General features: G+C 66.9%; 22 protein-coding genes, 4 tRNA genes and 1 pseudogene. 9 read left to right on the forward strand and 18 right to left on the reverse strand.

What is annotated here, in order from left to right; all coding sequences use genetic code 11:
* Positions 1-81: 81 nt before the first annotated feature.
* From ROV93_RS02800 to ROV93_RS02815, 4 genes are all read right to left on the reverse strand, one after another.
* Complete coding sequence (locus tag ROV93_RS02800) at positions 82-2,190, reverse strand: phospholipase C, phosphocholine-specific (RefSeq protein WP_072166666.1); 2,109 nt, start codon at positions 2,188-2,190, stop codon at positions 82-84.
* Positions 2,191-2,198: 8 nt separating this feature from the next.
* The gene (locus ROV93_RS02805; protein ID WP_180890297.1) at positions 2,199-4,577 is read right to left on the reverse strand and encodes a TonB-dependent receptor; all 2,379 of its coding nucleotides are present in this window, start codon (positions 4,575-4,577) and stop codon (positions 2,199-2,201) included.
* Between the two features lie 115 nt (positions 4,578-4,692).
* A complete protein-coding gene (locus tag ROV93_RS02810) occupies positions 4,693-5,619 on the reverse strand; it encodes a c-type cytochrome (protein ID WP_072166663.1) in 927 nt (308 codons plus the stop codon).
* Positions 5,616-6,962 carry a cytochrome c gene (locus tag ROV93_RS02815; RefSeq protein ID WP_072166662.1) on the reverse strand — a complete coding sequence of 449 codons (1,347 nt, stop codon included), beginning with the start codon at positions 6,960-6,962 and terminating at the stop codon, positions 5,616-5,618. Before ROV93_RS02815 ends, ROV93_RS02810 begins: the two co-directional genes overlap by 4 nt.
* 182 nt (positions 6,963-7,144) lie before the next feature.
* Between ROV93_RS02815 and ROV93_RS02820 the strand changes: the two genes are divergently transcribed.
* The gene (locus ROV93_RS02820) at positions 7,145-8,263 is read left to right on the forward strand and encodes an alpha/beta fold hydrolase (protein WP_180890299.1); all 1,119 of its coding nucleotides are present in this window, start codon (positions 7,145-7,147) and stop codon (positions 8,261-8,263) included.
* Positions 8,264-8,344: 81 nt separating this feature from the next.
* Here ROV93_RS02820 and ROV93_RS02825 read toward each other — a convergent pair whose 3' ends face one another.
* A complete protein-coding gene (locus ROV93_RS02825; RefSeq protein ID WP_072166660.1) occupies positions 8,345-9,484 on the reverse strand; it encodes an MFS transporter in 1,140 nt (379 codons plus the stop codon).
* 169 nt (positions 9,485-9,653) lie between these two features.
* Positions 9,654-10,355, reverse strand: a pseudogene (locus ROV93_RS02830) (pirin family protein).
* A gap of 140 nt (positions 10,356-10,495) precedes the next feature.
* On the opposite strand from ROV93_RS02830, the gene ROV93_RS02835 reads away from it, so the two are divergent.
* Entirely contained in the window at positions 10,496-11,416 is a 921-nt protein-coding gene (locus ROV93_RS02835; protein ID WP_312538526.1) for a LysR family transcriptional regulator, read from the forward strand.
* A 663-nt stretch (positions 11,417-12,079) separates the two neighbouring features.
* On the opposite strand, the gene ROV93_RS02840 is transcribed toward ROV93_RS02835, so the two are convergent.
* From ROV93_RS02840 to ROV93_RS02885, 10 genes are all read right to left on the reverse strand, one after another.
* Positions 12,080-12,156 (reverse strand) — tRNA-Arg (locus tag ROV93_RS02840).
* Between the two features lie 32 nt (positions 12,157-12,188).
* Positions 12,189-12,265, reverse strand: a tRNA-Arg gene (locus tag ROV93_RS02845).
* A gap of 58 nt (positions 12,266-12,323) precedes the next feature.
* Positions 12,324-12,400, reverse strand: a tRNA-Arg gene (locus tag ROV93_RS02850).
* Positions 12,391-13,317, reverse strand: a complete 927-nt coding sequence (locus tag ROV93_RS02855) for an alpha/beta fold hydrolase (RefSeq protein WP_072168345.1) — start codon at positions 13,315-13,317, stop codon at positions 12,391-12,393. The genes ROV93_RS02850 and ROV93_RS02855 overlap by 10 nt, the downstream gene beginning before the upstream one ends.
* Positions 13,314-14,123 carry a bifunctional hydroxymethylpyrimidine kinase/phosphomethylpyrimidine kinase gene (gene thiD, locus ROV93_RS02860; protein ID WP_072168344.1) on the reverse strand — a complete coding sequence of 270 codons (810 nt, stop codon included), beginning with the start codon at positions 14,121-14,123 and terminating at the stop codon, positions 13,314-13,316. Before thiD ends, ROV93_RS02855 begins: the two co-directional genes overlap by 4 nt.
* Positions 14,124-14,250: 127 nt before the next feature.
* Positions 14,251-14,919 (reverse strand): YoaK family protein, encoded by a 669-nt coding sequence (locus ROV93_RS02865; RefSeq protein WP_053500054.1) that lies wholly within the window; start codon positions 14,917-14,919, stop codon positions 14,251-14,253.
* A gap of 12 nt (positions 14,920-14,931) precedes the next feature.
* The gene (locus ROV93_RS02870) at positions 14,932-15,438 is read right to left on the reverse strand and encodes a hypothetical protein (protein ID WP_072168342.1); all 507 of its coding nucleotides are present in this window, start codon (positions 15,436-15,438) and stop codon (positions 14,932-14,934) included.
* The gene (locus ROV93_RS02875) at positions 15,435-16,835 is read right to left on the reverse strand and encodes a PhoH family protein (RefSeq protein ID WP_005409049.1); all 1,401 of its coding nucleotides are present in this window, start codon (positions 16,833-16,835) and stop codon (positions 15,435-15,437) included. Before ROV93_RS02875 ends, ROV93_RS02870 begins: the two co-directional genes overlap by 4 nt.
* 84 nt (positions 16,836-16,919) lie before the next feature.
* Positions 16,920-17,399, reverse strand: a complete 480-nt coding sequence (locus tag ROV93_RS02880; protein WP_072168341.1) for a peroxiredoxin — start codon at positions 17,397-17,399, stop codon at positions 16,920-16,922.
* Positions 17,400-17,478: 79 nt separating this feature from the next.
* Positions 17,479-18,039 (reverse strand): glycine cleavage system protein R, encoded by a 561-nt coding sequence (locus ROV93_RS02885; RefSeq protein WP_005409051.1) that lies wholly within the window; start codon positions 18,037-18,039, stop codon positions 17,479-17,481.
* A 164-nt stretch (positions 18,040-18,203) separates the two neighbouring features.
* On the opposite strand from ROV93_RS02885, the gene dapA reads away from it, so the two are divergent.
* Together dapA and ROV93_RS02895 are read left to right on the forward strand one after the other, a co-directional pair.
* Positions 18,204-19,097 carry a 4-hydroxy-tetrahydrodipicolinate synthase gene (dapA, locus tag ROV93_RS02890; protein WP_072168340.1) on the forward strand — a complete coding sequence of 298 codons (894 nt, stop codon included), beginning with the start codon at positions 18,204-18,206 and terminating at the stop codon, positions 19,095-19,097.
* A gap of 32 nt (positions 19,098-19,129) precedes the next feature.
* Positions 19,130-19,645 carry a hypothetical protein gene (locus ROV93_RS02895; RefSeq protein ID WP_005416115.1) on the forward strand — a complete coding sequence of 172 codons (516 nt, stop codon included), beginning with the start codon at positions 19,130-19,132 and terminating at the stop codon, positions 19,643-19,645.
* Between the two features lie 198 nt (positions 19,646-19,843).
* On the opposite strand, the gene fdxA is transcribed toward ROV93_RS02895, so the two are convergent.
* Positions 19,844-20,167: a ferredoxin FdxA gene (gene fdxA, locus ROV93_RS02900; RefSeq protein ID WP_005409054.1), complete on the reverse strand. Its 324-nt coding sequence runs from the start codon at positions 20,165-20,167 to the stop codon at positions 19,844-19,846.
* A 194-nt stretch (positions 20,168-20,361) separates the two neighbouring features.
* Here fdxA and ROV93_RS02905 point away from each other — a divergent pair, with 194 nt between their 5' ends.
* Positions 20,362-21,786 carry a sugar porter family MFS transporter gene (locus tag ROV93_RS02905; protein WP_072168339.1) on the forward strand — a complete coding sequence of 475 codons (1,425 nt, stop codon included), beginning with the start codon at positions 20,362-20,364 and terminating at the stop codon, positions 21,784-21,786.
* A gap of 476 nt (positions 21,787-22,262) precedes the next feature.
* On the opposite strand, the gene ROV93_RS02910 is transcribed toward ROV93_RS02905, so the two are convergent.
* Positions 22,263-22,337, reverse strand: a tRNA-Glu gene (locus ROV93_RS02910).
* A gap of 46 nt (positions 22,338-22,383) precedes the next feature.
* Between ROV93_RS02910 and pcnB the strand changes: the two genes are divergently transcribed.
* Genes pcnB through panC form a run of 4 tightly spaced genes read left to right on the forward strand, consistent with a single transcriptional unit; the run spans position 22,384 to position 25,938 of the window.
* Positions 22,384-23,763: a polynucleotide adenylyltransferase PcnB gene (gene pcnB / locus ROV93_RS02915; RefSeq protein ID WP_161801669.1), complete on the forward strand. Its 1,380-nt coding sequence runs from the start codon at positions 22,384-22,386 to the stop codon at positions 23,761-23,763.
* 3 nt (positions 23,764-23,766) lie between these two features.
* On the forward strand, positions 23,767-24,252 hold the full coding sequence (folK, locus tag ROV93_RS02920) for a 2-amino-4-hydroxy-6-hydroxymethyldihydropteridine diphosphokinase (protein ID WP_072168338.1): 486 nt from the start codon (positions 23,767-23,769) through the stop codon (positions 24,250-24,252).
* A gap of 34 nt (positions 24,253-24,286) precedes the next feature.
* Complete coding sequence (gene panB / locus ROV93_RS02925) at positions 24,287-25,102, forward strand: 3-methyl-2-oxobutanoate hydroxymethyltransferase (RefSeq protein WP_014646749.1); 816 nt, start codon at positions 24,287-24,289, stop codon at positions 25,100-25,102.
* Complete coding sequence (panC, locus tag ROV93_RS02930) at positions 25,099-25,938, forward strand: pantoate--beta-alanine ligase (protein WP_061480289.1); 840 nt, start codon at positions 25,099-25,101, stop codon at positions 25,936-25,938. Before panB ends, panC begins: the two co-directional genes overlap by 4 nt.
* Positions 25,939-25,948 lie beyond the last annotated feature (10 nt).

Raw genomic sequence — 25,948 nt, forward strand, 5'->3', positions numbered from 1 at the left:
CCCATGCTCGGCTGCTTCTCGCCCTGGTCGCATTGCCCCGACGAAGCAGCCGAGCATGGGCTCGGCTCTACAGAGGGCTCCTCAATCGTGCTCGAACCGCAATGGCTCGCTGCCCATTGCCGGGTCACTGGTGCCGGGGCGCCCATCCTCGGCGCGGCCGGCCAGTCGCAGTGCACTGTCGCCCGCACCGATGCGCAGGTCGTACCACCCTGCGGTGGGCGCCGCGTCCCACGCCACCGTGGCCTCAGCATGCGCCGGCAGCACCAGCGCCTGCTCCGGCATGTGCCCGGCATAGGCGCCGGCCTGCACCCGCACATTCTGCGCGCTGTTGTGCAGATTGCGCAGCTGCAGCCGTAGCTGGCCGTCCGCGCGCTCGATCGAAGCCTGCACGGCAGGCGCCTTGACCGCACCCTGGAAGTGGCGGTGGAAGCCGTTCGGACCAAGCAGCCAAAGGTCATAGCGACCCTGGGCGTCCAGCGGCCAGCGCTCGCGCAGTGGCGTACCTGGCAGCAGCGTGTAGCGGCGTGGTACCGCATCCAGCCGCAGCCGATCGTAGACATGCAGCACGGCCGCCGCGCCTTCGCAGGACAGCGTCAGATCCACACCCGAGGCATCGACTGCGGCAATCGATGCCTGCGGACGATAGGGCAGGGCGCGCGCCGGGCGTACACCGCTTTCCTGTTTCGCTGGTTTCAGCCCCTCTGGCAGCGTGGGCACGGTGCGTCCCGGCAAGGCAGCGGCGCGTGCGGCAACCGCACTCACGTCGGGCAGGCCGCGGACGAACGGGCGGGTATCGCGCTGGGCAAAGTCGAACGCAGTGCTGAGGTCGCCGCAGACCGCGCGGCGCCACGGCGAGATGTCCGGTGCGGCCACGCCAAAGCGGCGCTCGATCAGCCGTATGACCGAGGTGTGGTCGTACACCTGCGAATCGACCCAGCCGCCGCGACTCCACGGCGAGATCACGTACAGGGGCACGCGCGGTCCCAGACCGTACGGGCGCCCGCGCAGTTCGGCGAGATCGTACTTTTCGTCACCCGGTGCCGGGTGCCGGTGGTACTCGCCTTCGGTGCTGACCGAGGATACACCCGCCCAGCCACCGTCCACCGGCGAAGGCGGGGCAGGGGGCGGCATGTGGTCGAAGAAGCCATCGTTCTCGTCGAACATCAGCAGCAGGGCGGTGCGGCTCCACACGTCCGGATCGGCGGTCAGCGCATCCAGCACGCGTGCGGTATAGGCCGCGCCCTGTGCCGGGCTGGACGGGCCGGGATGTTCGCTGCCGGCCGCGTCGGCGATGATGAAGCTGACCTGCGGCAGGCGCCCGTCAATGACGTCCTGGCGCAGCTGCGTCAGGCCCCGCGTGCTGACCCCGCGAGCGCGCAGCTGCGGGTCATGCCCTGGCGCCGCGCGGTGGGCCTGACGGAAGGCCTCGAAACCCGCCAGCGGGTTGTCGGTGAAGTTGTCGGCCATGTCCTGGTAGATCTGCCAGGACACGCCGCCCCTCTGCAGGCGCTCGACATAGCTGGTCCAGCGGTACGACGCCGGGTGCCCACCCTGTTCAGGGAAATTGTCGTGCGAGTTGGCGATCACCGGGCCACCAGCGTGGGCCTGCGGATCGTTGTGGCCGGTCCACAGGAACACCCGGTTCGGGTTGGTGCCGGCCTGCATTGCGCAGTGGTAGGCATCGCAGATCGTGAAGGCATCGGCCAGCGCGAACTGGAACGGCAGGTCGCTGCGCTGGAAGTAGCCCATCGAATGGTTCTGCTTGGCCTTCGGCCATTGCCCCATGCGACCTTGGTCCCAGGCGCGCTGCGCATCGGGCCAGGTATGCGGCGTGCCTTCCACGCGCATGTAGCCGAAACGCGCGGCGGTATCCAGCGGGAACGGCGCGATCGCGCGCTTGCCGCTGGCATCGGGCTGCAGCCACAGGCTGCGGACGCGGCCACCAGCTTGCAGCGCGGCGGCCGGGGCGACGAACCGATCACCGAAGCCACGTACGCCCGGCAGCGTGCCGAAGTAGTGGTCGAACGAACGGTTCTCCTGCATGAACACCACGATGTGCTGCAGGTCTTCCAGGCTGCGCGTCTGCGCGGCGGGGGCGATCGCGGCGGCCCGGGCGATGCTGGGCAGCAGTGGAGAAAAGCCGGCGGCAACGCCGGCCTGCAACAACCGGCGTCGGCCGATATCGGTCACGGGCTCACTCACAGGTCCACGCGGAAAGAGATGCCGACGGTGCGCGGAGCGCCGATGAAGGCGTTGTCGCGGCCGTCCACCCCTGCAAGATACCGCTTGTCGGTGAGGTTGCTCACCACCAGGTTGGCGCCCATGCCCTTCAGGCGCGGCGACAGGCCCTGCAGGTCGAAGCCGATGTTGGCGTTGAACACGGTGGCCGACGGCAGCTTGTTGACGTTGGCGGCGTCGAGATAGCGCGTGCCCAGGTAACGGCCGGACAGGCCGAAGTTCCAGTTCTCACCCTGCCAGTCCGCCGACAGGACGAGGGTCTGTTCGGGCTGGCCGATCACCTTGGCGCCGTCGACGATGCCCAGCTGGGTATCACGCGCGGCATCGCCACTGCCCAGGTACTTGGAGCGGTTGTAGGTATAGGCGGCGTTGAGGCGCCAGCCGTTGTCCCAGCCATAGCCGAACGCCGCTTCCAGGCCGTTGCTTTCCACGCCGCCGAAGTTCTCGTAGACGCCGTCGGTCTCGCCCAGGTAGTCGATGCCGCTGACGAAGCCGGCCGGCAGGTAGACGATGCGGTTGTCGAACTTGATGTTGTACAGCGTGACCGAGGCCGTCAGCGGCCAGCGGCTGATGCGCATGCCCACTTCGATGTTGTCAGCGGTTTCCGGCTCGACGTTGCGGAAGCGCTGCGGGTCGGTCTCGCCGAGCACGCCGGAGGGAATCGCGGCGAAGTTCTGCGAGAAGCCGGCGAACAGCTCCATGCCTTCCACGCCCGGCGCCCAGGTCAAGCCGGTGGACAGCAGCGGGTCGGACCTGGAATCGGATCTGACGTGCTCGCTGGCACCGATCACGCGGCGGCGCGACTGGTCGACGAAGAACTGCTTCACGCCCAGGCGTGCGCTGAACGGCCCGAACCTCGCCACGTCCTCGACGTAGTACATCTGCTCGTCAACCTTGTACTTGTCCTCGAACTGTACCCAGTACGGCTGATGGTCGAAGGCGATATCCTGGCCGACGTTGAGCAGGCGATGCCAGTCGCGGCGTGCCGATCGGTCCAGCTGCTCCACCCACAGGCCGCCACGGATCGTGTTGTCGACCGTGCCGAAGGTCTGCCGCCACTCGACGTCGGCGGTCACGCCCATGCGGTCGTTGTCGTAGTGGGTGTGGCGATACGACTGCGCGCCCAGCACGTTGCCGGCGTAGCAGTTCGGATCATATTCGGCAGTGAAACCCAGCCGCGGTGTGCAGTTGGCCAGGCGCTGCGCGGCGCTGCCGTCGGGATTGACGAAGAAGATCTGGCCACGATTGCTGCCGCCGTACACGGTCTTTCCACCGATGTACTCCGATTCGGGGCGGCCGGCACCGTCATCGCTGACCTGCGCCAGGTACGGTGGCAGCCAGTCGCCGCGGCCTTGCATGCGGTGCCCGTAGGCGGCCACCGAGGCCTTGAAGCCGTTGCCAGCGTCGAAGGCCGCGCGCAGGTAGCCGAAGGTGTTCTCGCGCAACGCACGCGAGCCGGAACGGTAGTTCTGGTCCAGGTAGGGAATGCCGGTGAGGGTACCGACCAGGTTGTCGCGATCCGGATTGGTCGCGAAGCCCTTCGGTGAGACGCTGGTGTATTCCGGCTCGTCCGCATCGTTGTAGGACAGGTAGCCGGTCAGCGTCCAGCGGTCCAGTTCGGTGATGAACTTGCCGGCGATGTGGTCGTTGCTGGCGTGCCCGGTGCCGTCGATCCAGTCGTGCACCTTCGACGAGGAGGCGCTGACCCAGGCGCGGGTGTGGCCGCCGAGCAGGCCGGTGTCGTAGCGCACGTAGTACTTGCGCGCATCGTTGTCACCGGCGCCGACCACGAAGCGCAGGCGGCTGTCCTGCAGCGGGTCGCTGGTAAGGAAGTTGAGCGTGCCGCCCAGGGCCTCGTTCGAGCGCGAGGAGATATCGGCAGTGCCCTGGCTGACTTCCACCGTTTCCAGGTCGAGGGTGTCGATGTAGCGGTTGGCCAGCGAGCCGCCGCCGTAACCCGAACCGCCGTTGGGGAGGCCGTCGATGGTAGTGCCGATCTGCTGTGTGTCGCGGTTGGTGACAAAGCCACGCATACTGATCTGCGTGCCCCACACCGACGAGCCGGTGGCATCGGCTTCGCTGACCACCACGCCGGGCACCTCGTTGAGTGCATCGTTGACGCTGCTCATCACGGTCTGCCGGTTCAGCGTTTCCGCGCGCACCGAGGTCTTGGCGTAGCTGGTGGCCTGGCCGATCACCTGCACCTGGTCCAGGGTACGGGCATCAGTGCTGCGCGCCTCGGCCGCGTCACCCTGCGGTGCTTCGGCCAGGGCGTCCAGTGCAGGGGCGATCAGCAGGGCAAGCAGCGAAACACGGGGAAAGCACGCAATCGTTCGCATCGAAACCGGACCTTCAGCAGAGGGAAGCCCCGGAGTGTCGGCAGCGCCAATGACATCGGCATGACGCGAAGATGCAGGAACCGTGTTGTGTGACGGCCCGCAGCTGCTGCCTGCATCAGTACCGCGCGTCCTTGGGTTTCGGGTCGCGCGGCCAGTCCTTGCCCTTGTTGGCGAAGTCCGGCCGCGGCTGGTTGATGAAATAGCTGGCGATGTCCACCGCATCCTGGTCGGGCATCACCTGTTGCCCCAGCGGAGGTTCGCGGGTCACTGCCGGTGGCATGTTGTGCTTGACGAAACCGGCCGCCTTGTAGAGGCGCGCCATGCCGGCGCCGATGTTGAAACTGTGGTCGCCCCACAGCGGCGGGAAAGCGATGTCACCACTGGCGTCGCGCCGGCCTTCGCCGTTGTCGCCGTGGCAGGCAGCGCACTGCGCGGCGTACAGCGCCTGGCCGCGGATCGGATCCGGGGCCAGCGTGCTGTCGATGGGCCCTTCGCTTGGCGCGGCGACTTTTGCACCGTCCGGCACTGCACTGTTTAGCCACGCCATGTAGTCGAGCATCGCGCGCATCTGTGGCGCGTCCTTCGGCAGCGGCTTGCCGTTCATCGAACGCTGCAGGCAGCCATTGATGCGTTCGGTCAGGCCGATCACCTTGCCAGGCCGCGGCATGTAACGCGGATAGGCGCCGCCACCGGTGTTGAAGTAGTGGTTGCCGAAGGGACGCTTGCCCTCGGCCATGTGGCACGAATTGCAGTTCAGATCGTTGCCGACGTTGTCCGGCAGCAGTCGTGCGGTTTCGTTGAGGATGCGGCGGCCGAGCATCACCGACTCGGCATTGCCGAGCCCGGCGATTTCTTCGGCGCTCGGCGCATGGTAGGCGCCGACCACCTTGCCCTGTGCATCGAGGATATCGATCGTGCCGGTCACGGCGGCATCCGGATCCGGGTACAGATGACGGTAAGCGAGGGTACCGGCGCCGGCCAGCAGCACCAGGGTGATCGCACTACCGATCAGCAGGCGGGAACGCGTGCGCGAACGCTTCATTGTGCGGCCTCCTGCGGAACGTAGTGCACCGGCTTGTCGCGCACCACCCGGCGCATGCGCGCCACGTCGACCTCGCTCACTGCGCTGGCCTGATTGCCCCAGCTGCTGCGGATGAAGGTCAGGATCTGTGCCAGCTGCGCGTTCGGCAGCTGCTCGAAGCCTGGCATGGTGAAGGCCATGCGGTCGTGCGGGGTCTGTGGCGTGCGGCCGCCGATCAGGGTCACCTGCACCAGCGAGCTGGGATCGTCAGCGAACACGATCGAGTTGCCGGCCAGGGCCGGATAGACGCGAGGCATGCCGCGGCCGTCGGCGCGGTGGCAGGCCTGGCAGTGCTCGGCATAGGCCAGCGAACCGGCCACGCGGTAGTCGCCGCTGCGCAGTGCGGCGGTGGTGGTGTCGGTGCCGAGCGACCACTGTGCGCTGCGTCCTTCGCGGGCGGGCAGCTGCTTCAGGTAGCGTGCCATCGCCAGCAGGTCCGCGTCGGACAGGTACTGCGTGCTGTGCTCGACCACATCGGCCATGCCGCCGAAAGCCGCCGAACGATCGGTGCGGCCGGTGCGCAGGAAGTCGACGATCTCGCCTTCGCTCCAGCTGGCCAGGCCGGTCGATTCGTTGCGCAGGTTCTTCGCGTACCAGCCCTCCAGCACCGAACCGGACAGGAACTGGCGGCTGCCATCATCGGCCATCGCCTTTTCCTGGAACGCCAGCCCGCGTGGCGTGTGGCAGGCACCGCAATGCGCCAGGCCTTCCACCAGTTCGGCACCACGCTGCTGGCCGGCGTCCAGCGACGGATCCGGGCTGAAGCTGCGTGGGCGTGCGAACAGCAGTTGCCACCATGCCAGAGGCCAGCGCATGTTGGCGGGCCATGGAATCGTGCTGTCGGCGTTGTCCTGCTTCACCGGCTGCACCGAGCCCATGAAATAGGCGTACAGCGCTTTGATCTCGGCGTCGCGGGCAACCACGTACGAGGCGTACGGCATTGCCGGATACAACGGCTGGCCATCGTGGCGGATGCCACGGCGCACCGCGCGTTCGAAGTCGGCGTAATCGTAGGCACCGATGCCGGTCTGCGGATCGGGCGTGATGTTGGTCGAGTAGATCGTGCCCATCGGCGTCTGCATGCCGAGGCCACCGGCGAACGGCTTGCCGCCCGGCGCGGTGTGGCAGGCCGCACAGTCGGCGACGCGCGACAGGTACTGCCCCTGCGCGATCAGCGCCGGGTCGTGGATGTCGACCTGCGCGGCCTGCCGAGGTGCGAACCAGTAGGGCGTGCTGCGGGCGATGCCATAGGCGGCGGCCAGCGCGGCGGCCAGGGCAATGGCGAGCTTGAACGAGGTGCGCATGGGGACACTGTGGACAAGCATGCCGGCGTATTCATTGATCCGGATCAATGCCGAGGTCGATCGCGCCATTGTGACAACCTGAATCGATCCCGCATTGTCATCAAGCCGTCATCCACGCGCGATAGATGGCCCGCGCCCTCGTCGTTAACCTGCCACGCTGTCGCATCCTTTCCCGATTGCCCATGAAGCGCCTGCTGCTGTTGTTGCTGGCGTGCGCCGGCCTGTGGCTGGCTGCATGCTCATCCTCGATCAACGCCTCGTCCACCTCGCTTGCCGACCGGTTGATCGCGCCAGGCGGCGTGTCGACCCTGCTCGATCGCCCGCGCATCGCCGCGGCCATTGCCGGGCTGCCCAACCGGCATGGCTTCGCAGCGGGTCGCGATGGCGTGCCGATCTTCTGGCGCGTGTTCGACCCCGGTGACTACGGCGCGCGGTACCACTACCTTCCGCAGCGTCATGAGAACGGCCTGCCTCTTGATACCGGCCTGAGTCTGGCCGTGCCACAGCCGTTCCGCGCGCAGGCGCCACGCGGCACCGTGGTGCTGCTGCATGGGTGGATGATGAATGGTGATTCGATGCTGCCATGGTCGCTGCAGCTGGCCGAGTCCGGCTACCGCGTGGTCACGCTCGACCTTCGCAACCATGGCCAGTCCGGTGCAGGTCCGTCCGGCTATGGCACCTATGAATCGGATGACGTCGTCGATGTCATCGGCGAGCTGCGCGCGCGCGGCGAAGTGACCGGCCCGCTGTACCTGTTCGGTGTGTCCTATGGTGCGGCCACGGCGCTGTTCACCGCCGACAAGCTGGGGGACCAGGTAGCCGGGGTGGTGGCGATGGAATCGTTCGCCAATGCCGGTGCGGCGATCCGCACGATGATCCCGCACCTGATGGGACTGCAGCCGGAGGGCCTGAGGGCGCAGGCGGTGGCGTCGTACGCACGCTGGCGCTATGGGGGCCAGGACATCAACCAGGTCATCGCCGCCGCAAGCCGCCGTATCGATGTCGATCTGGACCGCGTCGACGTTGCGCGTGCGCTGGCCGATACCCGCGCCTGCGTGCTGCTGCTGCACGGGCAGGGTGATCAGCATATTCCAGTCAGCCAGGGCCGGCAGCTTGCGCAGGCCAACCCGCGCGCGCACTACATCGAAATGCGCGGAGAGGACCACATCACCCTGCCGCTGCGGCTGGACCTGCTGGCCGGCGTGGTCGATGACTGGATGGCGCGCGACCAGCACCACCCGCAGAGCGCGTGCCCAGCCCCACAGCTGCCGGCCCAGGCCGAATGGCTGGCACACGGCTGAAAAAAGGGGACGGAGGGGATTAAGTCGTTTGCAGCACACTCGGGGCAGGTGCGACTTAATCCCCTCCGTCCCCTTTTTCTGTCAGGCCACGCGTCGGGCCAGTGAGCGGGCGGAGGCGGCTACGCCCAGCAGCAGTACGGCGACGCACAGGAAGGCAAAGCCGAGGCTGGTGGCGTGCGCCACTGCGCCGATCGCAGCCGGGCCAGCGAGGATGCCGGCGTAACCCAGTGTGGTCACGGCAGTGATGGCGATGCTTTCCGGCATCACCCGCTGCTGGCCTGCCATCGAGAACAGCGCCGGCACGATGTTGGCGCAGCCCAGCCCGACCAGTACGTAGCCGGCCAGCGCCACCGGAAACGAGGGCACCAGCGTGGCCAGGATGAAGCCTGCCGCGGCCGTGATACCGCCAAAGACCAGGGTGCGGGTGCGGCCGAGGTGCTCGACGATGCCGTCACCGAACAGGCGCATTGCCGTCATCGCCAGGGTGAACAACGCGAAGCCGGCCCCGGCCTGGTCACGCGGCACCTGCCGCACTTCGGCCAGGAACACGGCGCTCCAGTCCAGCATCGAGCCCTCGGCGAGGAACACCACGAAGGCCAGTACGCCGATGAACAGCACCACGCCATGCGGCAGTGCCAGCAGCGGGCCTTCGTGCAGGATCCGTTGCGGACGCCAATGCGGCGCCGACAGCATCGCAACCAGCAGAAGTGCCACCACCGAAACCAGCGCGGCCAGCCACAGCGGCGTGCCGAGGATCAGCAGCCCGGTCATGCAGCCAGCACCGACGAATCCACCGATGCTGTAGAAGGCGTGGAAGCCGGACATCATCGCGCGCCCGGCATCGCGCTCGACCGCCACCGCCTGCATGTTCATCGCACAATCCAGTGCACCGACGCCGGCACCGAACACGAACAGCGCCGCGCCCAGCGACACCGGCGAGGGTGCCAGCACCAGCAAAGGCAGGGCGCACAGCATCATCGCGCAGGTGATCACCATCACCCGGCGGCAACCCAACCGCCCCGTCAGTGCACCTGCCAGCGGCATCGCCAGCAGCGAGCCGAGCCCGAGGCACAGCAGCACGGCGCCCAGGCTGGCGTCGGTCAGCCCGGCCTTGGCCTTGGCGTAAGGCACCATCGGCGCCCACGCGGCGGTGGCGAATCCAGGAATGAAGAAGGCGGCACGGGTGGCGTGCTGCTGGGCACGCGGAGATGAAGGCGTCATGCGAGAGCGGGTCCGGATAAACACTGTCATGAAAGCGTTTCCAGTCGCATCGGGCAAGGGGCATTCGGGTCACCGAAGGCCGAATACGATTGCGGGCCGTCCATCAGGCGCAGCGGGCCCGGCGATGCCTTTCCGCATCGCGGGGCCACGTCTTCAGGACAGGGCGTGTTTACAGCGGCAGGTCGAACACCAGCACTTCGGCGTCGTTGCCGTTTTCCAGGGTCAGCTGGGCTTCGTCACTGACCTGCAGCGCGTCACCGGCTTCCAGGGTGATGCCGTTGACCTGCAGCTGGCCACGCGCCACCTGCACTTAGGCGCCACGGCCGTTGCCGAGCGCATGGTGCAGCTTCTGGCCGCCATCAAGAATGGTGGCGAAGATGCGGGCATCCTGGTGGATGCGCAGCGAGCCCTCGGCACCGTCCGGCGAAGCGATCAGGCGCAGCTGGCCGCGCTTGCTGTCCGGCGTGAAGTGGGTCTCCTCGTAGGACGGCGCGATGTTCTCGGTGTCCGGGAAGATCCAGATCTGCAGGAAATGCACGGTCTCGTCGGCGGAGTGGTTGAACTCGCTGTGGGTGACGCCGCTGCCGGCGCTCATGCGCTGCACGTCGCCGTAGCGCAGCACCGAACCGGTGCCCATCGAGTCCTTGTGTTCCAGTGCACCGCCCAGCACGTAGGAGATGATCTCCATGTTGCTGTGGCCGTGGGTGCCGAAGCCCTGGCCGCCGATCACCTTGTCTTCGTTGATCACCCGCAACGGGCCGAAGCTGACGTAACGGGGGTCGTAGTAGTTGGCGAAGGAGAAGGTATGGCGCGAGGACAGCCAGCCATGCTCGGCCAGGCCACGGGTAGCGCTCTTGCGGATCTGCAGCATGAGGGAATCTCCTTGTTCGATGGTTTCGATGGGGCGGGGTGGACCAGTGACCGCTGTGTTTCCCCGTTGGAGAGAAGTATCCGCTTGCGTCCGGGGTTTGAAAAACGGATAGTTTTGACGACCATCATCGAAAAATTCGAATGCTCAAGCTCAGCCTCGATGCCCTGCAGATCCTGGATGCCATCGACCGCCGTGGCTCCTTTGCCGCCGCCGGCAAGGCCCTGCACAAGGTGCCCTCGACGATCTCCTATACCGTGGCCAAGCTGGGGGAGGTTCTGGGCGTGCAGCTGTTCGACCGGGTCGGCCCACGTGCAGAGCTGACCGAGGCCGGGCGCGCGCTGCTGGACGAAGGCCGACACCTGCTGCGCGCGGCCCGCGAGCTGGAGCTGCGGGTGCGCCGGGTGGCGTCGGGTTGGGAGACCGAACTGACCCTGGCGGTGGATTCGGTGTTCCCGACCTGGCTGCTTGGGCCGGATATCGCCGCATTCCGTGAGGCCGAGGCACCAACCCGGTTGCGGTTGATCGGCGAGGCCCTGTCCGGCACCTGGGAGGCCCTGCTCGACCGCCGTGCCGACCTGTTGGTCGGCGCGCCGGGCGAAGGGCCCAGTGGTGGCGGCTATGTGGTCGAGCCGCTGGGCACGGTGGCGTTCGTGTTCGCGGTGGCACCCGATCATCCGTTGGCCAACGCGCAGGGCGTGCTGGGCCGTGAGCAGCTGGTCGAGCATTGCGCGATCGCCGTTTCCGATTCGGCGCGCAGGCTGCTGCCGCGCACGGTGGGCCTGTTGATGGGGCAGGAGATGCTGACCGTGCCCGACATGGCCAGCAAATTGAAGCTGCAGTGCGAAGGCGTGGGCTTCGGCTTCCTGCCCGAGCCATGCGCGCGTGCTGCGGTGGCGCGTGGCCAGCTGGTGATCCGCGAGGTGGAGGAACACAAGCCGGAGGAAACGTTCTGGCTGGCCTGGCGCACCGGTGAGGATGGCGCGGCACTGCGCTGGTGGCGCGAGCGCCTACGCAGGCCGGAGCTGCTGTCGCAGTGGTGGCAGGCGATGGCCAAGGGGTAGGGGATTGGCAGGGCTGCGCCCTGTACCCGCTACGATCCAGAGCAACAGCAACAGCAACAGCAACAGCAACAGCAGAAGCTGGTTTGCTGAGGGATGGCGGGGTGGGTCCGGTTGCGGGAGACGCCGTAGACCCCGCTCCGCGGTCCGGCCCAGCCGCTGGCGGCTGTGCGTTCGGGCGCTTGCGAAGCAGTGCTTCGCAAGCAAAGCGCCCTCACCCATGGGGGCTTGGCCGCGGCATCCATGCCGCGGACACTCCCGCAACCGGACCCACCCCGCCTTCGACACATTCCTGGGGCTGTTAGTGTGTGTCGACCTTGGTCGACACGATAGATCCACGCCATGCGTGGATGCTTTTCGATCTTGATTCGAAATATTCGATTCCGACGGAGATTCATCCACGCATGGCGTGGATCCATCAGATCGCTGAAATCTGTCAGAGGTGGGGCGGCATGGGCAGGCAGGACCGTTGGCGGCATGGATGCCGCCATCGAGCCCCCATGGATGGGTTTACGGCGTGTCCTGCCTGCCCATGCCGCCCCGCCATCCCTCGGAATGCCAGCTGTTGCTGTTGCTCCGGCCGTAGCTTCTGCAGGTGCAGGGCGCAGCCCTGCCGAAAAACACACATAAAAAAACAGCAGGCCGAGGCCTGCTGTTTCGGTGTAATGGTGCGCCCGGAGAGATTCGAACTCCCGACCGCCTGGTTCGTAGCCAGGTACTCTATCCAACTGAGCTACGGGCGCCAATTACATAAACTTGTTGTGCCGACTGTGTATGGTGCGCCCGGAGAGATTCGAACTCCCGACCGCCTGGTTCGTAGCCAGGTACTCTATCCAACTGAGCTACGGGCGCGCGGTACACAATCAAATTTTAAAACATTTCCAGCGGCGGATGCTGAAAACCTGTCGAGTGGTGCGCCCGGAGAGATTCGAACTCCCGACCGCCTGGTTCGTAGCCAGGTACTCTATCCAACTGAGCTACGGGCGCCCTGCGACAGGAGCGGAATTATGCGGATGTCGGCGCACACCGTCAACAGTTTTGTGAAAATTTTCATCCAACTGAATGAAAAAGCTGTCCGCCACGGCATCCGGTGCCTTCAGCCAGGCGAAATGATCGGCGCGCGTGCCCAGTTCCTGCGCGGACAGCACGCGCAGCTTCGCGTCCACATTCGGCAGCTTTGCGAGCAACGCCTGCATCGATCCGGTCGGAGCCAACCAGTCGTGTTCCATCAGTACGGCCTGTGCGCTGCCGTGCACGCGCGCCATCTGTGCGTCGAGGTCTTCACCCATGCCCGCGGCAGCGTAGTGGTTGTTCAGCCCGACGCGTGCCCAGTCGGCGATCAGTCCGCGTGCTTCGGTCCCACCGAAGCCGAGGCGACGGCCATGCAGCACGCCCTGGCGCCGCGCGATCCACGGCAGGAAGCGGTAGACCAGTGGCAGCAGCCAGCCGCGCGGTGGCGGGAATCCACGCCAGAACGGTGAGCCGCTGGCCGCCAACCACAAGTGATGGAAGTGCAGAGGGTTGCGGCCGGCATGCACGCAGGCCAGCTGCCCGCCCAGGCTGTGGCCACCGATGATCCAGGGCAGGGGGCCTGCTTCCTCGTCTGCGGCCGCCATGACCGCTTGGCTGGCCGGCAGATCCTGCTCGAGTACCTCGCGGTAGCCCCAGTCCTGCGCGCGCGACGGGCGTAGCGAGCTGCTGCCGTTGCCGCGCCACTCATGCAGGTAGACCGCCACGCCCTTCGCTGCCAGCGCCTGTGCCAGCGGCAGGTAGTGGCGCGCGGCCACACCCAGCGCTGGCAGCCACAACAAGCGGGCGATGGGCTGTGCGGGCATGCAGGCCACCACTTCGTAGCGATGCCCGTCGCTGCACTGCACTGGAAGGAGGGCCGGCGTCAGGTTCATGCGTGCGGTGCCGCGCCGAAGTGGTCGAGCACCCGTACCTCGCTGCGGCCGGGGGCATAGCCCTGCTGCAGGCCGCGCGCAACGTAGTCGATGCCGGCTTCGCAGGCGTTGGCCAGGCTCAGGCCGTTGCACAGCTGCGCGGCGATGGCCGAGGCCAGCGTGCAGCCAGTGCCGTGTGCATCCAGCGGCAGGCGGGCGTGGATGAATTCTTCGCTGCTCACGCCGTCGAAGTAGCGGTCGATTACGCGGTTGCCTTCCTGCAGGTGGCCACCTTTCAGCAGCACCGCACCGGCACCCAGGTCGAGCAGGGCGGAGGCCACCTGTTCGGCGTCATCGCCGTTGCCGATCTTCCGTCCGGCCAGCAGCTCTGCTTCCGGCGTGTTCGGGGTGATCAGCGTGGCCAGCGGGATCAGCCGCTCACGCATTGCCTGCAGAGCGTTGTCTTCCAGCAGGCGCGCGCCGCTGGTGGCGACCATCACTGGGTCCAGCACTACGTGTGGCGGGTGATGGCGCTCCAACGCATCGGCGACGGCATTGATCATCTCGGTGTTGGCCAGCATGCCGAGCTTCACCGCATGGATGTCGAAGTCATCGAAGCAGGCATCCAGTTGTGCACGCAGGAAATCGATCGGCGGCACGTGCACGGCGATGACGCCACGGGTGTTCTGTGCGGTCAGTGCGGCGATCGCGGAGAGTCCGTGCACGCGATGTGCTGCAAAGGCCTTCAGGTCGGCCTGGATGCCTGCGCCACCGCCGGAGTCGGAGCCGGCGATGGTGAGGGCGGATACGGGAGTGGTCGGGCTCATCAGGCGATTGTGCCGTGGTCCCGCAGGGGAGGGTAGATCCACGCCATGCGTGGATGCCTTTGATCCGTCAGGCGGGGTCAGATCCCTTTTCAGCAGGAAAAGGGATCTGGCCCCCGCAGCGCGGCCCTCAATGCCGCCAACGCGCCCACTGCTGGTACACCACATAGCCCAGGCCGGTCAGGCCGGTGAGCAGGGCGGGAGCAAGCAGGGCGTCGTACTGCCAGCGCGCGAACAGCCAGGCGCCGATCACGCCGCCGGCGAGGAAGCCACTGATGATCAGGCCGCTGAGGGTCAGTCGTCGTACCTGCAACGGCAGCCCGCGCAGCAGGTGGCCCAGGCCGATGCCGAGATCGGTGAACATGCCGCTGAGATGGGTGGTGCGTACCACCGCGCCGCTGAAGGTCGTAGCCATTGCATTCTGCAGGCCGCAGGCCATGGCGGCGGCCAGTGCGCCCCAGATCTGGTGCTCTTCAAACAGCGGAATGGCCACCAGCAAAAGAGCCGATTCCAGCGCCAGTGCCACGCCGTAGCGCCGGCCCAGCTGCAGGGTGCTGTCCTGGATCAGCAGGCCGCTGAGCATCGCGCCCAGCGAGAACGCGATCAGCAGGCCCCAGAGGTGGCCGACCGCGCGCCAGTCGCCCTGGGCCAATGCCATGCCGAGCTGGCTGGTGCTGCCGGTCATGTGGCTGACCGCCTGATGCTCGAACCCGAGGAAGCCGACCACGTTGACCATGCCGGCCACGCACGAGAGTGCGACCGCGCCGATCCAGACCCAGGTGGGCAGGCGTATTCCCATCGGCGAGGCCCCTCAGGGCCCGCCGAAGCCGCCGTTGAACTGCAGCTCGCTGAAGGTGTTGCTGGCCGGGTCGAACACGGCGCCCCAGAACTGTGCGCCGCCATCGCAGACGCGGATCGCTTCGCGGGCCGGATTGACGCCGCTGTCGTCAGGCAGGTGGAAGGCGTTGATGTAGATCAGCCGCTTGCCGGCGCTTTCGATGCCGACGTACTGGCGGTCGAAGTCCAGCACCTTCGGGACCTGCGCTTCCAGCGACGACAGCTTCGCCTCCAGCTGGTCGACCTGCTGCCGGCTGGGCGCCCAGTAACCCGATACCCGCCCGGCCTCGCGGCCGGGGCTGGGGCGCGAGCAGGTGTCGAGCACCTGCGCGGCGATGATCGGGCGGGTGACCACCCAGGACTGGCCGGTGCGCTCGGCGGTGGGCACGCTGGCCGGCCCGCGCATGGTCGTACAGGCACCGAGCACGGCGGCGAGGGTGATCGCAGCCGTGGGCAACAACAGGCGCGTGCAGCGGTTCACAACACCTCCGAAGCGTAATCGGCCAGGCGCGAACGCTCGCCACGGCGCAGGGTGATGTGCGCACTATGCGGCCAGTTCTTGAAGCGGTCCACCGCGTAGGTCAGGCCCGAGGTGGTCTCGGTCAGGTACGGGGTGTCGATCTGCTCGACGTTGCCCAGGCACACGATCTTGGTGCCGGGGCCGGCGCGGGTGATCAGCGTCTTCATCTGCTTGGGGGTGAGGTTCTGCGCCTCGTCCAGGATCAGGTAGCGCGACAGGAAGGTGCGGCCGCGCATGAAGTTCATCGAGCGGATCTTGATGCGGCTGGCCAGCAGGTCGTTGGTGGCCTGGCGGCCCCATGTGCCGCCTTCCTGGTTGTGCGTGAGCACTTCCAGGTTGTCGGTCAACGCGCCCATCCACGGCGTCATCTTCTCTTCCTCGGTACCGGGCAGGAAGCCGATGTCTTCGCCGACGCTGACCGTGGCGCGGGTCATGATGATCTCGCGGTAGCGCTGCTGGTCCATTGTCTGCGCCAGGCCGGCGGCCAGTGCCAGCAGGGTCTTGCCGGTGCCGGCGGTGCCCAGCAGCGTGACAAAGTCGATCTCCGGGTCCATCAGTGCGTTGAGCGCGAAGTTCTGCTCGCGGTTGCGTGCGCTGATGCCCCACACGGCGTGGCTGCCGTGGCGGAAATCATCGACCAGCGACAGCACCACCTTGCCATCGCCGACCACGCGGCTGACGCGCAGCTCGACTTCATCTTCGCCCGGCAGGTAGACGTACTGGTTCGGATACCACTCCTCGCCGTCCTGCGCCTGGATTTCGTAATGCGAGCGGCCCTTGTCGCTCCAGCTGCGCAGGTCGTCGCCGTGGCGTTTCCAGAAGTCTTCCGGCAGCTCGGTAGCGCCGGTGTAGAGCAGGCTGAAATCGTCCAGCGCGCGATCGTTCTCGTAGTCCTCGGACACGATGCCGGCGATGGCGGCCTTGATCCGCAGGTTGATGTCCTTGGAGACGAACACCACCGGCAGGTCGGGGGTTTCTTCCTTCAGGGCCAGGATCGCGCCGAGGATGGCATTGTCCGGAATGACCTTGCCAAAGCTCTTGCCCGCGTCGAAATGGCTGGTCTGGAAGCGCAGTTTGCCGGCGCTCTGCTTGCCGCGCAGCTGCAGGCCGTTGGGGCGCTGCAGCGGAATGCCGTCGGCCAGGTTGTCCAGGCCCGATTCCTGCACCAGCTCGTTGAGGAAGCGGCTCACCTGGCGGGCGTTGCGGCTCGCTTCGGAGGTGCCCTTCTTGCCGTTGTCCAGCTCCTCGATCACCTGCATGGGCAGGTAGATGTCGTGCTCCTCGAATTTGAACAGCGCGGTCGGATCGTGCATCAGCACGTTGGTATCCAGCACGTAGATGCGCTTGCCTCGGGTCATCGTCGATTCCTGGTTACGGACAGGGAAAAACCACCACGGCCTGCTGCGGGGCAGGGTGATGGCAGACACAGTAGGCAGTGGGACTCACTTGGACTGGGAGGCCTTCAGTTCGGCGAGAACGGCATCGGCATGGCCGGCAACCTTGACCTTGCGCCAGGACTGCACGATGCGGCTGTCGGGGGAAATCAGGAAGGTACTGCGTTCGATGCCACGTACCTGCTTGCCGTACATGTTCTTCATCCTGATCACGTCGAAGGCGGTGCACAGCGCTTCGTCGCCATCGCTGACCAGCGGGAAATTGAAGCCCTGCTTGGCACAGAAGTTGTCGTGCGACTTCACCGAGTCGCGCGAGACGCCCAGCACGACGGCGCCGGCTTTCCTGAACTTCGGCAGCAGGGCGTTGAAGTCGATGCCTTCGGTGGTGCAGCCCGGGGTGCTGTCCTTGGGATAGAAGTACAGCACCAGCCATTGGCCGGCATAGTCGCCGAGGGTGGCCTGGTCGCCGCCGGACAGGGCCAGCGGCAGGGAGAGGGCGGTGCTGTCCAGGGTGTCGCCGTTGTTCATGAGGTCCTTCTGTCGAGCCTGGGTTCTTGCCATTACAGCTACATGAAACGCCACGCGCCCGTGAGAGACGCGCGAAGAATCAGAACTTCATCGGATCCATGATCGCGTCCAGGTTCAGGTGGTCGCAGAACTCGAGGAAATCGTCGCGCAGCGCGGCGATATGCATGTTGGCCGGCACGCCGATGGTGACCTGTGCGCTGAACATTTCCGCGCCGGTCTGCATGGCGCGGTAGCGCGTGCTCTGCAGGTTCTCGATGGTGATGCCCTGGCGGTCGAAGAAGTCGGCCAGCTGGAACAGGATGCCCGGCTTGTCGGCGGCGATCACTTCGACGATGTACGGCAGCAGGTTGGACTGCGCCTGCTTGGCGGCGGTGCGGTACCAGACCAGCTTCAGGCCTTCCTCGCGCTCCAGCCGGGTCAGCATCGCCTCAAGCTTGGCCACCGAGTCCCAGGAGCCGGTGGCCAGGGCGGTGACCGAGACATCGCGGCCGACCGTGGCCAGGCGTGCATCCACCAGATTGCAGCCGCTGTCGGCGATGCGGCGGGTGACGGACAGCAGGGGGGACTCCGGATGCGTCGTATAGGCGTTGATCAGGAGGTGGTTTTCGCTCGGCGCGGGGCGCGGGGTGGTGTCGGTCAAGGCGATTCCGGGTAATGCATGCGTTAGTCTGAATGCCCGCCAGAGGCGGGGATCCACCGGTGTCCAGCATACTTGCCCGTGCTTTCGCGCCGCAAGTAACATTCAAGTCGCCCCCGGCCTTTCGTGGCGGGCGTTTTCCCTTCCCAGCCAAGAGCAGCACGTCCTTGTCCCTTTCCGGCCTCATCACCGCGCTGGCGACCCCGTTCCGGGCCGACGGCGCCCTCGATCCCGACGGTTGGCAGCGCCTGCTGCACCTGCAACTGGAAGGTGGCGTCCATGGCGTTGTCGTAGCCGGCTCTACCGGCGAAGCGGCAACCCTCACCGACGCCGAGTACGACCTGCTGCTGGCCAGCGCGGTCGAGCGCATCGGCGGTCGCATTCCGGTCATGGCCGGTACCGGCCTTTCGGGCACTGCCAAGACCATCGAACAGACCCGTCGTGCCGCCGCCCTCGGCGCCAGCTACGCGCTGGTGGTCACGCCGCCGTACGTGCGCCCCACCCAGGCCGGCCTGATCGCGCACTACCGTGCGGTGGCCGACCAGGGCGGGCTGCCGGTCGTGCTGTACAACGTGCCCGGCCGTACCGGTTGCGACATGCAGCCTGAGACTGTGGCCGAGCTGGCCAGCCACCCCAACATCGTCGGCATCAAGGAGGCGGTGGGCGACACCGGCCGGGTGCAGGCGCTGCTCGCTCTGCGCAGCCCACAGTTCGCCGTGCTCAGCGGGGACGACGGTACGGCCGCGCGTTCGATCCAGGCCGGTATCGACGGCCTGATCTCAGTGGGTTCCAACGTGCTTCCCGGTGCCTACCGCCGGATGTGCGAGCTGGCCGCCGCACACGACCACGAAGCCACCGCGTCGTGGGATGCGCGCCTGCATCCCTTCCATGATTTCTGCGGCGTCGAACCGAACCCGATCCCGGTCAAGGCGCTGCTGCGCCGCATCGGCATCGGTCACGACCTGCGCCTGCCACTGCTGCCGTTGTCGGCAGCGCATCATCCGGCTGCCGACCATCTTGCCGGCGACATCGCCGCCCTCGAAGCCCTTTCCAGCCACTGACCTTCCGTCTTGGTCTGACCCAGGAGATTCACATGCGTCAATCCGTTTCCACCGTCCGCGTGCTGTCCTATGCCCTGCTTGCTGTGGCGGTCGCTGCCGGCACCACCGGCTGCTTCAAGCGCGGCGCCAAGGGCGACTACGCCCTGGCCCCGGAAATGCGTCCGCTGGAAGTGCCGCCGGACCTGAACCTGCCCAATGCCACCACCGACAACAAGGTGCCGACGTTGGCCTCGGCCACCAAGCCGGCGGCGCCGGTTGCTGCGGCTCCGGCAGCCGGCAGCACCGGTTTCACCATTGCCGGTGGCAAGGATGAAGCCTTCGCCAAGGTCGGTACCGCACTGGAAGGCGTGGAGGGCGTGACCATCGCCAGCCGAGCGCAGTTGCTGGGTTCGTACGACGTGGCCTACGAGGGCAGCAACTTCCTGGTCCGCGTAGTGGCCGTCGATGCCGGCGCCTACATCTCCGCGGTTGACCCGCGTGGCCTGCCGGCAACCGCCGAAGCGCCGGTGAAGCTGATCGCCGCGCTGAAGGCGAAGCTCGCCCAGTAAGGGCTGGTCGGGTGGCTGCGGGCCTTGGTCCGCACCCGCTCTGGTAGCGGCCGACCTTGGTCGGCGCTTTTGTGCCAACCAAGGTTGGCACCTACCAGGTCGCGCGGTTGTCACCGGCCGGAGCGCACGGTTGGGGTCTGCCGAAGAACAGAAAAGGGCGCCCATGGGCGCCCTTTTCGTTACCGCCGTGGGCGCTTCTCAGCGCTCCAGCAGCTTCAGCTTGTCCGGCTTGCCATCCCATTCGCCGGCGTCGGCGGGCGGGTCCTTGCGCACGGTCAGCACCGGCCACTCCTTCGCCAGCTCGGCGTTGAGGGCAACGAAGCCTTCCTGTCCGGCAGGAACGTCGTCCTCCGGGAAGATCGCATTGACCGGGCACTCCGGCTCGCAGAGGGTGCAGTCGATGCACTCATCCGGGTCGATCACCAGGAAGTTCGGGCCTTCGTGGAAGCAATCCACGGGGCACACTTCCACGCAATCGGTGTGTTTGCACTTGATGCAGTTTTCGGTGACGACAAAGGGCATGGGCTTGGGGGTGGATCGATTCCTGAACCCGCCAATTCTAGAACAGGTTGGCCCCCGGTGTCGGCGCGGGGCGGAAAACGGGCGTCTGGCAGGCGCGACCGTGGGAATCATTGGCGGCACGGCGGGGGCTGTGCGACGCTGCGGGGCACTCGGTCGCCCACCGTGGCCGGACTCCCTTCCCAGCAGGATCGTCCATGTCCCAAACCCAGCCCAGCACCGCGCCGCATGGCGGTGAGAACACTGCATTCATCGTCCTGATCAGCTGCGTGGCCACCCTTGGTGGATTCCTGTTCGGTTTCGACAGTGGTGTCATCAATGGCACGGTCGATGGCCTCCGCCAGGCCTTCAACTCCAGCGAGGCGGCGCTCGGTTTCGAAGTCGCCTCGATGCTGCTGGGCTGCGCGATCGGCGCCTTCCTGGCCGGGTGGCTGGGTGATCGCCTGGGGCGCCGCGGTGTCCTGATCGTGTCAGCGCTGATGTTCCTTGTCTCGGCGCTCGGTGCCGGCGCGGCCCACGCGTCCTGGCTGTTCATCGCCGCCCGCGTGCTGGGCGGTTTCGCGGTGGGCGCGGCCAGCGTGATGTCACCGGCCTACATCGCCGAAGTCGCCTCGGCGCGTTACCGCGGCCGGCTGGCCACGGTGCAGCAGATGGCGATCATCTGCGGTTTGTTTGCGGCCTTCCTCAGCAATTACCTGCTGGCGCGTGCCGCCGGCGCCTCGACCGCGCCCCTGTGGCTGGGCCATGAGGCCTGGCGCTGGATGTTCTGGATGCAGGCGCTGCCCTCGGGGCTGTTCCTGCTGTTGTTGCTGGTGATCCCGGAAAGCCCGCGCTTCCTGGTGTTGAAGGGGCGGCAGGGGCAGGCGAGGGCGGTGTTGACGCGGCTGTACGGCGAGGCCGCGGCCACCGCCAAGCAGGCCGAGATCGAAGCCAGCCTTGCCCAGGACCAGCACAAGCCGCGCTTCGGCGACCTGCGCAACAAGACCACCGGCAAGCTGCGCCCAATTCTCTGGGTGGGTATCGGCCTGGCCATCTTCCAGCAGCTGGTCGGCATCAACGTGGTGTTCTACTACGGCGCGGTGCTGTGGCAGGCGGTGGGTTTCTCGGAAAGCGACGCGCTGCTGATCAACGTGTTGTCCGGCGCGCTGAGCATCGGTGCCTGCCTGCTGACGGTACTGCTGATCGACCGCATCGGGCGCAGGCCGCTGCTGTGGATCGGTTCGGTCGGCATGTCGGTGGCGCTGGTGCTGATGGTGGTGGCGTTTGCCAGCGGCAGCCTTGTCGATGGGCGCCTGCAGCTGTCCGATGGCATGGGGCGGCTGGCGCTGGTGGCAGCCAACGTCTACGTGGTGTTCTTCAACATGTCCTGGGGCCCGGTGATGTGGGTGATGCTGGGCGAGATGTTCCCCAACCAGATCCGCGGCCCGGCGCTGGCGGTGGCGGGTGCGGCGCAATGGACCTCGAACTTCGCGATCACCGTGACGTTCCCGATGCTGCTGGCCGGCATCGGCCTGGCCGGCGCCTATGGCATCTACGCCGTCGCGGCGATCCTCTCGATCGTCTTCGTGGTCCGCTACGTGCGCGAGACCAAGGGCAAGGAGCTGGAGCAGATGGAAGGCTGACGGCGACTGGCTTCGGTTGCATTCGTTGGCGCCTCGGTGTCATCGAGGGCGAAGGCGGGGCAGCCCAATCCGGGACACGCCGTAAACCCATCCATGGGGGCTCGATGGCGCCATCCATGGCGCCAACGGTCCCGGCTTGAGCTGCCCCGCCTTCGCGTCAGGCATTGCGGTTCTGGCGGACGCAGGTCTGCGCGTCGGGATTGAATTGGCTGCGGAGGGGCGAAGCTGTTCGTGCCGCCTTCGCGGGAAACTGTCTGGAGGGGGCGGGCCACCCTTTTCTGGACCGTTGGCGCCATGGATGGCGCCATTGAGCACCATGGATGGGCTCTTGCGTGTCCAGAAAAGGGTGGCCCGCCCCCTCCCACGCAGGAACAGGGGGGGCGCTACTGCGACCAAACCGATCGATGCCAATGCAAATCCCGGAAAACAGAAAAGCCCGCACAAGGCGGGCTTTTTCCGGTTCCTGCTGCGGCGACTGGCGCTCCCTAGGGGACTCGAACCCCTGTTTTAGCCTTGAGAGGGCCACGTCCTAACCACTAGACGAAGGGAGCGTAACTGTGTCGCTGCCGAGGCAGGAGCGCTAGTATATGCACCTCGATGCCATTGGGCAATCCCGAAACTTCAACCGGAAGCGCCAACATCATTTCCCCTGCTACATCACCGTTCAGCCTGCGCGTCATCCCGCGCGACCAGCACACGATCTCCCGCAAGGACATCAGCCCGAACGCCCTGCGCGTGCTTTATCGCCTGCGCGATGCCGGCTTCGGCGCCTACCTTGTCGGCGGCGCGGTGCGCGACCTGCTGGTCAATGGCCAACCCAAGGATTTCGACGTGGCCACCGATGCCACGCCCGAACAGGTCAAGCAGCTGTTCCGCAACTGCCGCCTGATCGGTCGTCGGTTCCGCCTCGCCCACGTAGTGTTCGGCCGCGAAATCATCGAAGTCGCCACCTTCCGTGCCAACAGCGATGACGGCAGCGGCGACCGCGAGATGGAAAACGGCATGCTCGTGCGCGACAACGTGTACGGCACCATCGAAGACGACGCGGTCCGCCGAGACTTCACCTGCAACGCCCTGTACTACGCCATCGAGGACTTCTCGGTGCGCGACTACACCGGCGGCTTCGAAGACGTCCAGGCGCGCCTGATGAAGCTGATCGGCGATCCCGAGCAGCGTTATCGGGAAGACCCGGTGCGCATGCTGCGTGCGGTGCGCCTGGCGGCCAAGCTCGGCTTCCAGATCGAAGAGGGGACCGCTGCGCCCATCCCGCACCTGGCCGGCCTGCTCAATGAAGCCGCGCCGGCGCGCCTGTTCGAGGAAGTGCTCAAGCTGTTCCTGTCCGGGCACGGCGTGGCCAGCTTCGAAGGCCTTGAGCGTTACGGCCTGCTCGACGTGCTGTTCCCGGAGAGCGCCAAGGCGCTGAAGTCCAACCGCACCGGCGCGCTGCGCCGCATGCTGGTCGAAGGCCTGGCCAACACCGATGCCCGCGTGGCCAACGACGAGCCGGTCTCGCCGGCGTTCCTGTTCGCGTTGCTGCTGTGGCCGGCGTTCTGCCGCGCACAGGCGACCCTACTCAAGCAGGGGGTGGCACCGGAAGAGGCGCAGCGCCGCGCCGCCGACCGGGTCACCGTGCAGCAGCTCAGCACCATCGCGCTGCCGCGCCGCTTCTCGCTGCCGATGCAGGAGATCTGGCTGCTGCAGTCGCGCTTCAGCTCGCGCCAGCGCAAGCGCGTGTTCCGTACCCTGACCCACCCGCGCTTCCGCGCCGCGTTCGATTTCCTCAGCCTGCGCCAGGTCGCTTCGTCCGAGCATGCAGTGGATGTCGAGTTCTGGCGCGAAGCACAGGCGCAGTCCGGTCGCGAGCTGGAGTCGTCGCTAGATGCGATGCACAGTGAAGACGGCGATGACGAGAGCGGGGCACCGCGCAAGCGCCGCCGTCGCCGTCGACGTCCCGGTGCTGCTGCGGCGGGCGAGTAAGCGATGACCCTCGCCTGGATCGGCCTCGGCGCCAACCTTGGCGACGCGGCCGCGACCGTGGGCGCGGCGATTGCCGCGCTGGACGGCCTGCCGGGAACGCGCCTGCGACAGGCCTCGCGGCTCTATGCAACCCCGGCCTGGGGCAATGAAGACCAGCCGCCGTTCGTCAATGCCGTGGCTGCGGTCGAAACCACCTTGGCGGCCGATGAGTTGCTGCATGCCATGCTGGCGCTGGAGCGGGGCTTTGGCCGCGTGCGCGATCCGGCGGTGCACTGGGGGCCGCGCGCGCTGGACCTGGACCTGCTGCTGTATGGCACGCAGGTCCTCGATCAGCCTGGTCTGCAGGTACCCCATCCCTACCTGCACGAGCGCGCCTTCGTGTTGGTGCCGCTGGCCGAAATCGCGCCTGATCTGGCCATTCCCGGTCATGGCAGCGTGCGGGATGCAGTGGTGCGGGTGGATGCCTGCGGGATTGCGCCGATAGGGTGATAATGACCGGGTTATCTCCCCCGGTTATCAGCACATGAGCACCCACGCAGACAGCAAGCCCTGGACCGTTCCCGCCCTGGCCGAGGCCAAGCGCAATGGCCAGAAGCTGGTCATGTTGACCGCCTACGACGCCGGCTTCGCCCGCACCTTCGATGCCAACGGCGTCGATCTGATCCTGATCGGCGATTCGCTGGGCATGGTCGTGCAGGGTCATGATTCGACCCTGCCGGTGACCGTGGCCGACATGGTCTACCACACCCGCGCCGTGGCCCGCGTGCTGCAGCGTGCGCTGCTGGTGGCCGACCTGCCGTTCGGTGCCGATGCCACCCCGGAACGCGCGCTGGATGCCTCGCTGCAGCTGCTGCAGGCCGGTGCCGAGATGGTCAAGATCGAAGGTGCCGGCTTCAAGGTCGACATCATCCGCTACCTGGTCGAGCGCGAGATTCCGGTCTGCGCGCACCTGGGCCTGACCCCGCAATCGGTGCTGCGCCTGGGCGGCTTCAAGATCCAGGGCCGCGGCGATGCTGCGCGCCAGCTGGTGGAGGATGCCAGGGCCGTGGCCGCCGCAGGCGCCAGCATCATGGTGCTTGAATGCGTGCCGACCCCCGTCGCCGCCGAAGTGACCGCTGCGGTGGACGTGCCGACCATCGGTATCGGTGCTGGCCCGCAGTGCGATGGCCAGGTGCTGGTGCTGCACGATTTCCTCGGCCTGGACAGTGGCCATCGCCGCCCCAAGTTCGTCAAGGATTTCCTTGCCGAAGGCGGCTCGGTGGCCGGTGCCACCCGCGCGTTTGCCGACGCCGTGCGCGACGGCAGCTTCCCCGACGAACAGCACGCCTACGCCCAATGATCCAGACCTTCAACGAGCTAGGCGCGCTGCGCGGGCAGATCGCCCAGTGGAAGCGCGAGGGCCTGCGCGTGGCGCTGGTGCCGACCATGGGCAACCTGCATGGGGGCCACCATTCGCTGGTGGCCCTGGCCCGCCAGTACGCCGACAAGGTGGTGGCGAGCATCTTCGTCAACCCGACCCAGTTCGGGCCGAACGAGGACTTCAGCCGCTACCCGCGCACGCCCGAGGCCGACGTGGCCGGGCTGGAGCAGGCTGGCTGTGATGCGGTGTGGCTGCCCAGCGTCGAGGCGATGTACCCGCTGGGCGTGGACAAGACCACGCGCATGCACGCGCCGGGCGTGAGTGAAGTGCTGGAAGGTGCCAGCCGTCCGGGGCACTTCGATGGCGTCTGCACGGTGGTGGCACGCCTGTTCCTGCAGGTGCAGCCGGACGTGGCCGTGTTCGGTCGCAAGGACTACCAGCAGTTGGCCGTGATCAAGCAGATGGTGGCCGAGCTGTCGTTCCCGGTCCAGATCGTCGGCGCCGAGATCGTGCGCGACGAGGATGGCCTGGCCAAGAGCTCGCGCAACCAGTACCTGAGCGCTGAACAGCGTCCGGTCGCGACCACCATCCACCGGACCCTGCTGGGCATGCGCGAAGGCTACGTGGCCGGGCAGGCACGTGAACGCATCGAGGCCGAGGCCACTGCCGCATTGCAGGCGGCCGGTTTCCAGGTTGACTACGCGGTGCTGCGCACTCCGGAGCTGGCCGAGCCGACCTTCGACGGCGGCGGCCGGGTGGCGCTGATCGCCGCACGGCTGGGTACCACCCGGCTGATCGACAACCTGGAGTTCTGAGTTCCGGCGG

Source organism: Stenotrophomonas maltophilia group sp. msm4 (genome assembly GCF_032025605.1).
Lineage (GTDB): Bacteria > Pseudomonadota > Gammaproteobacteria > Xanthomonadales > Xanthomonadaceae > Stenotrophomonas > Stenotrophomonas sepilia.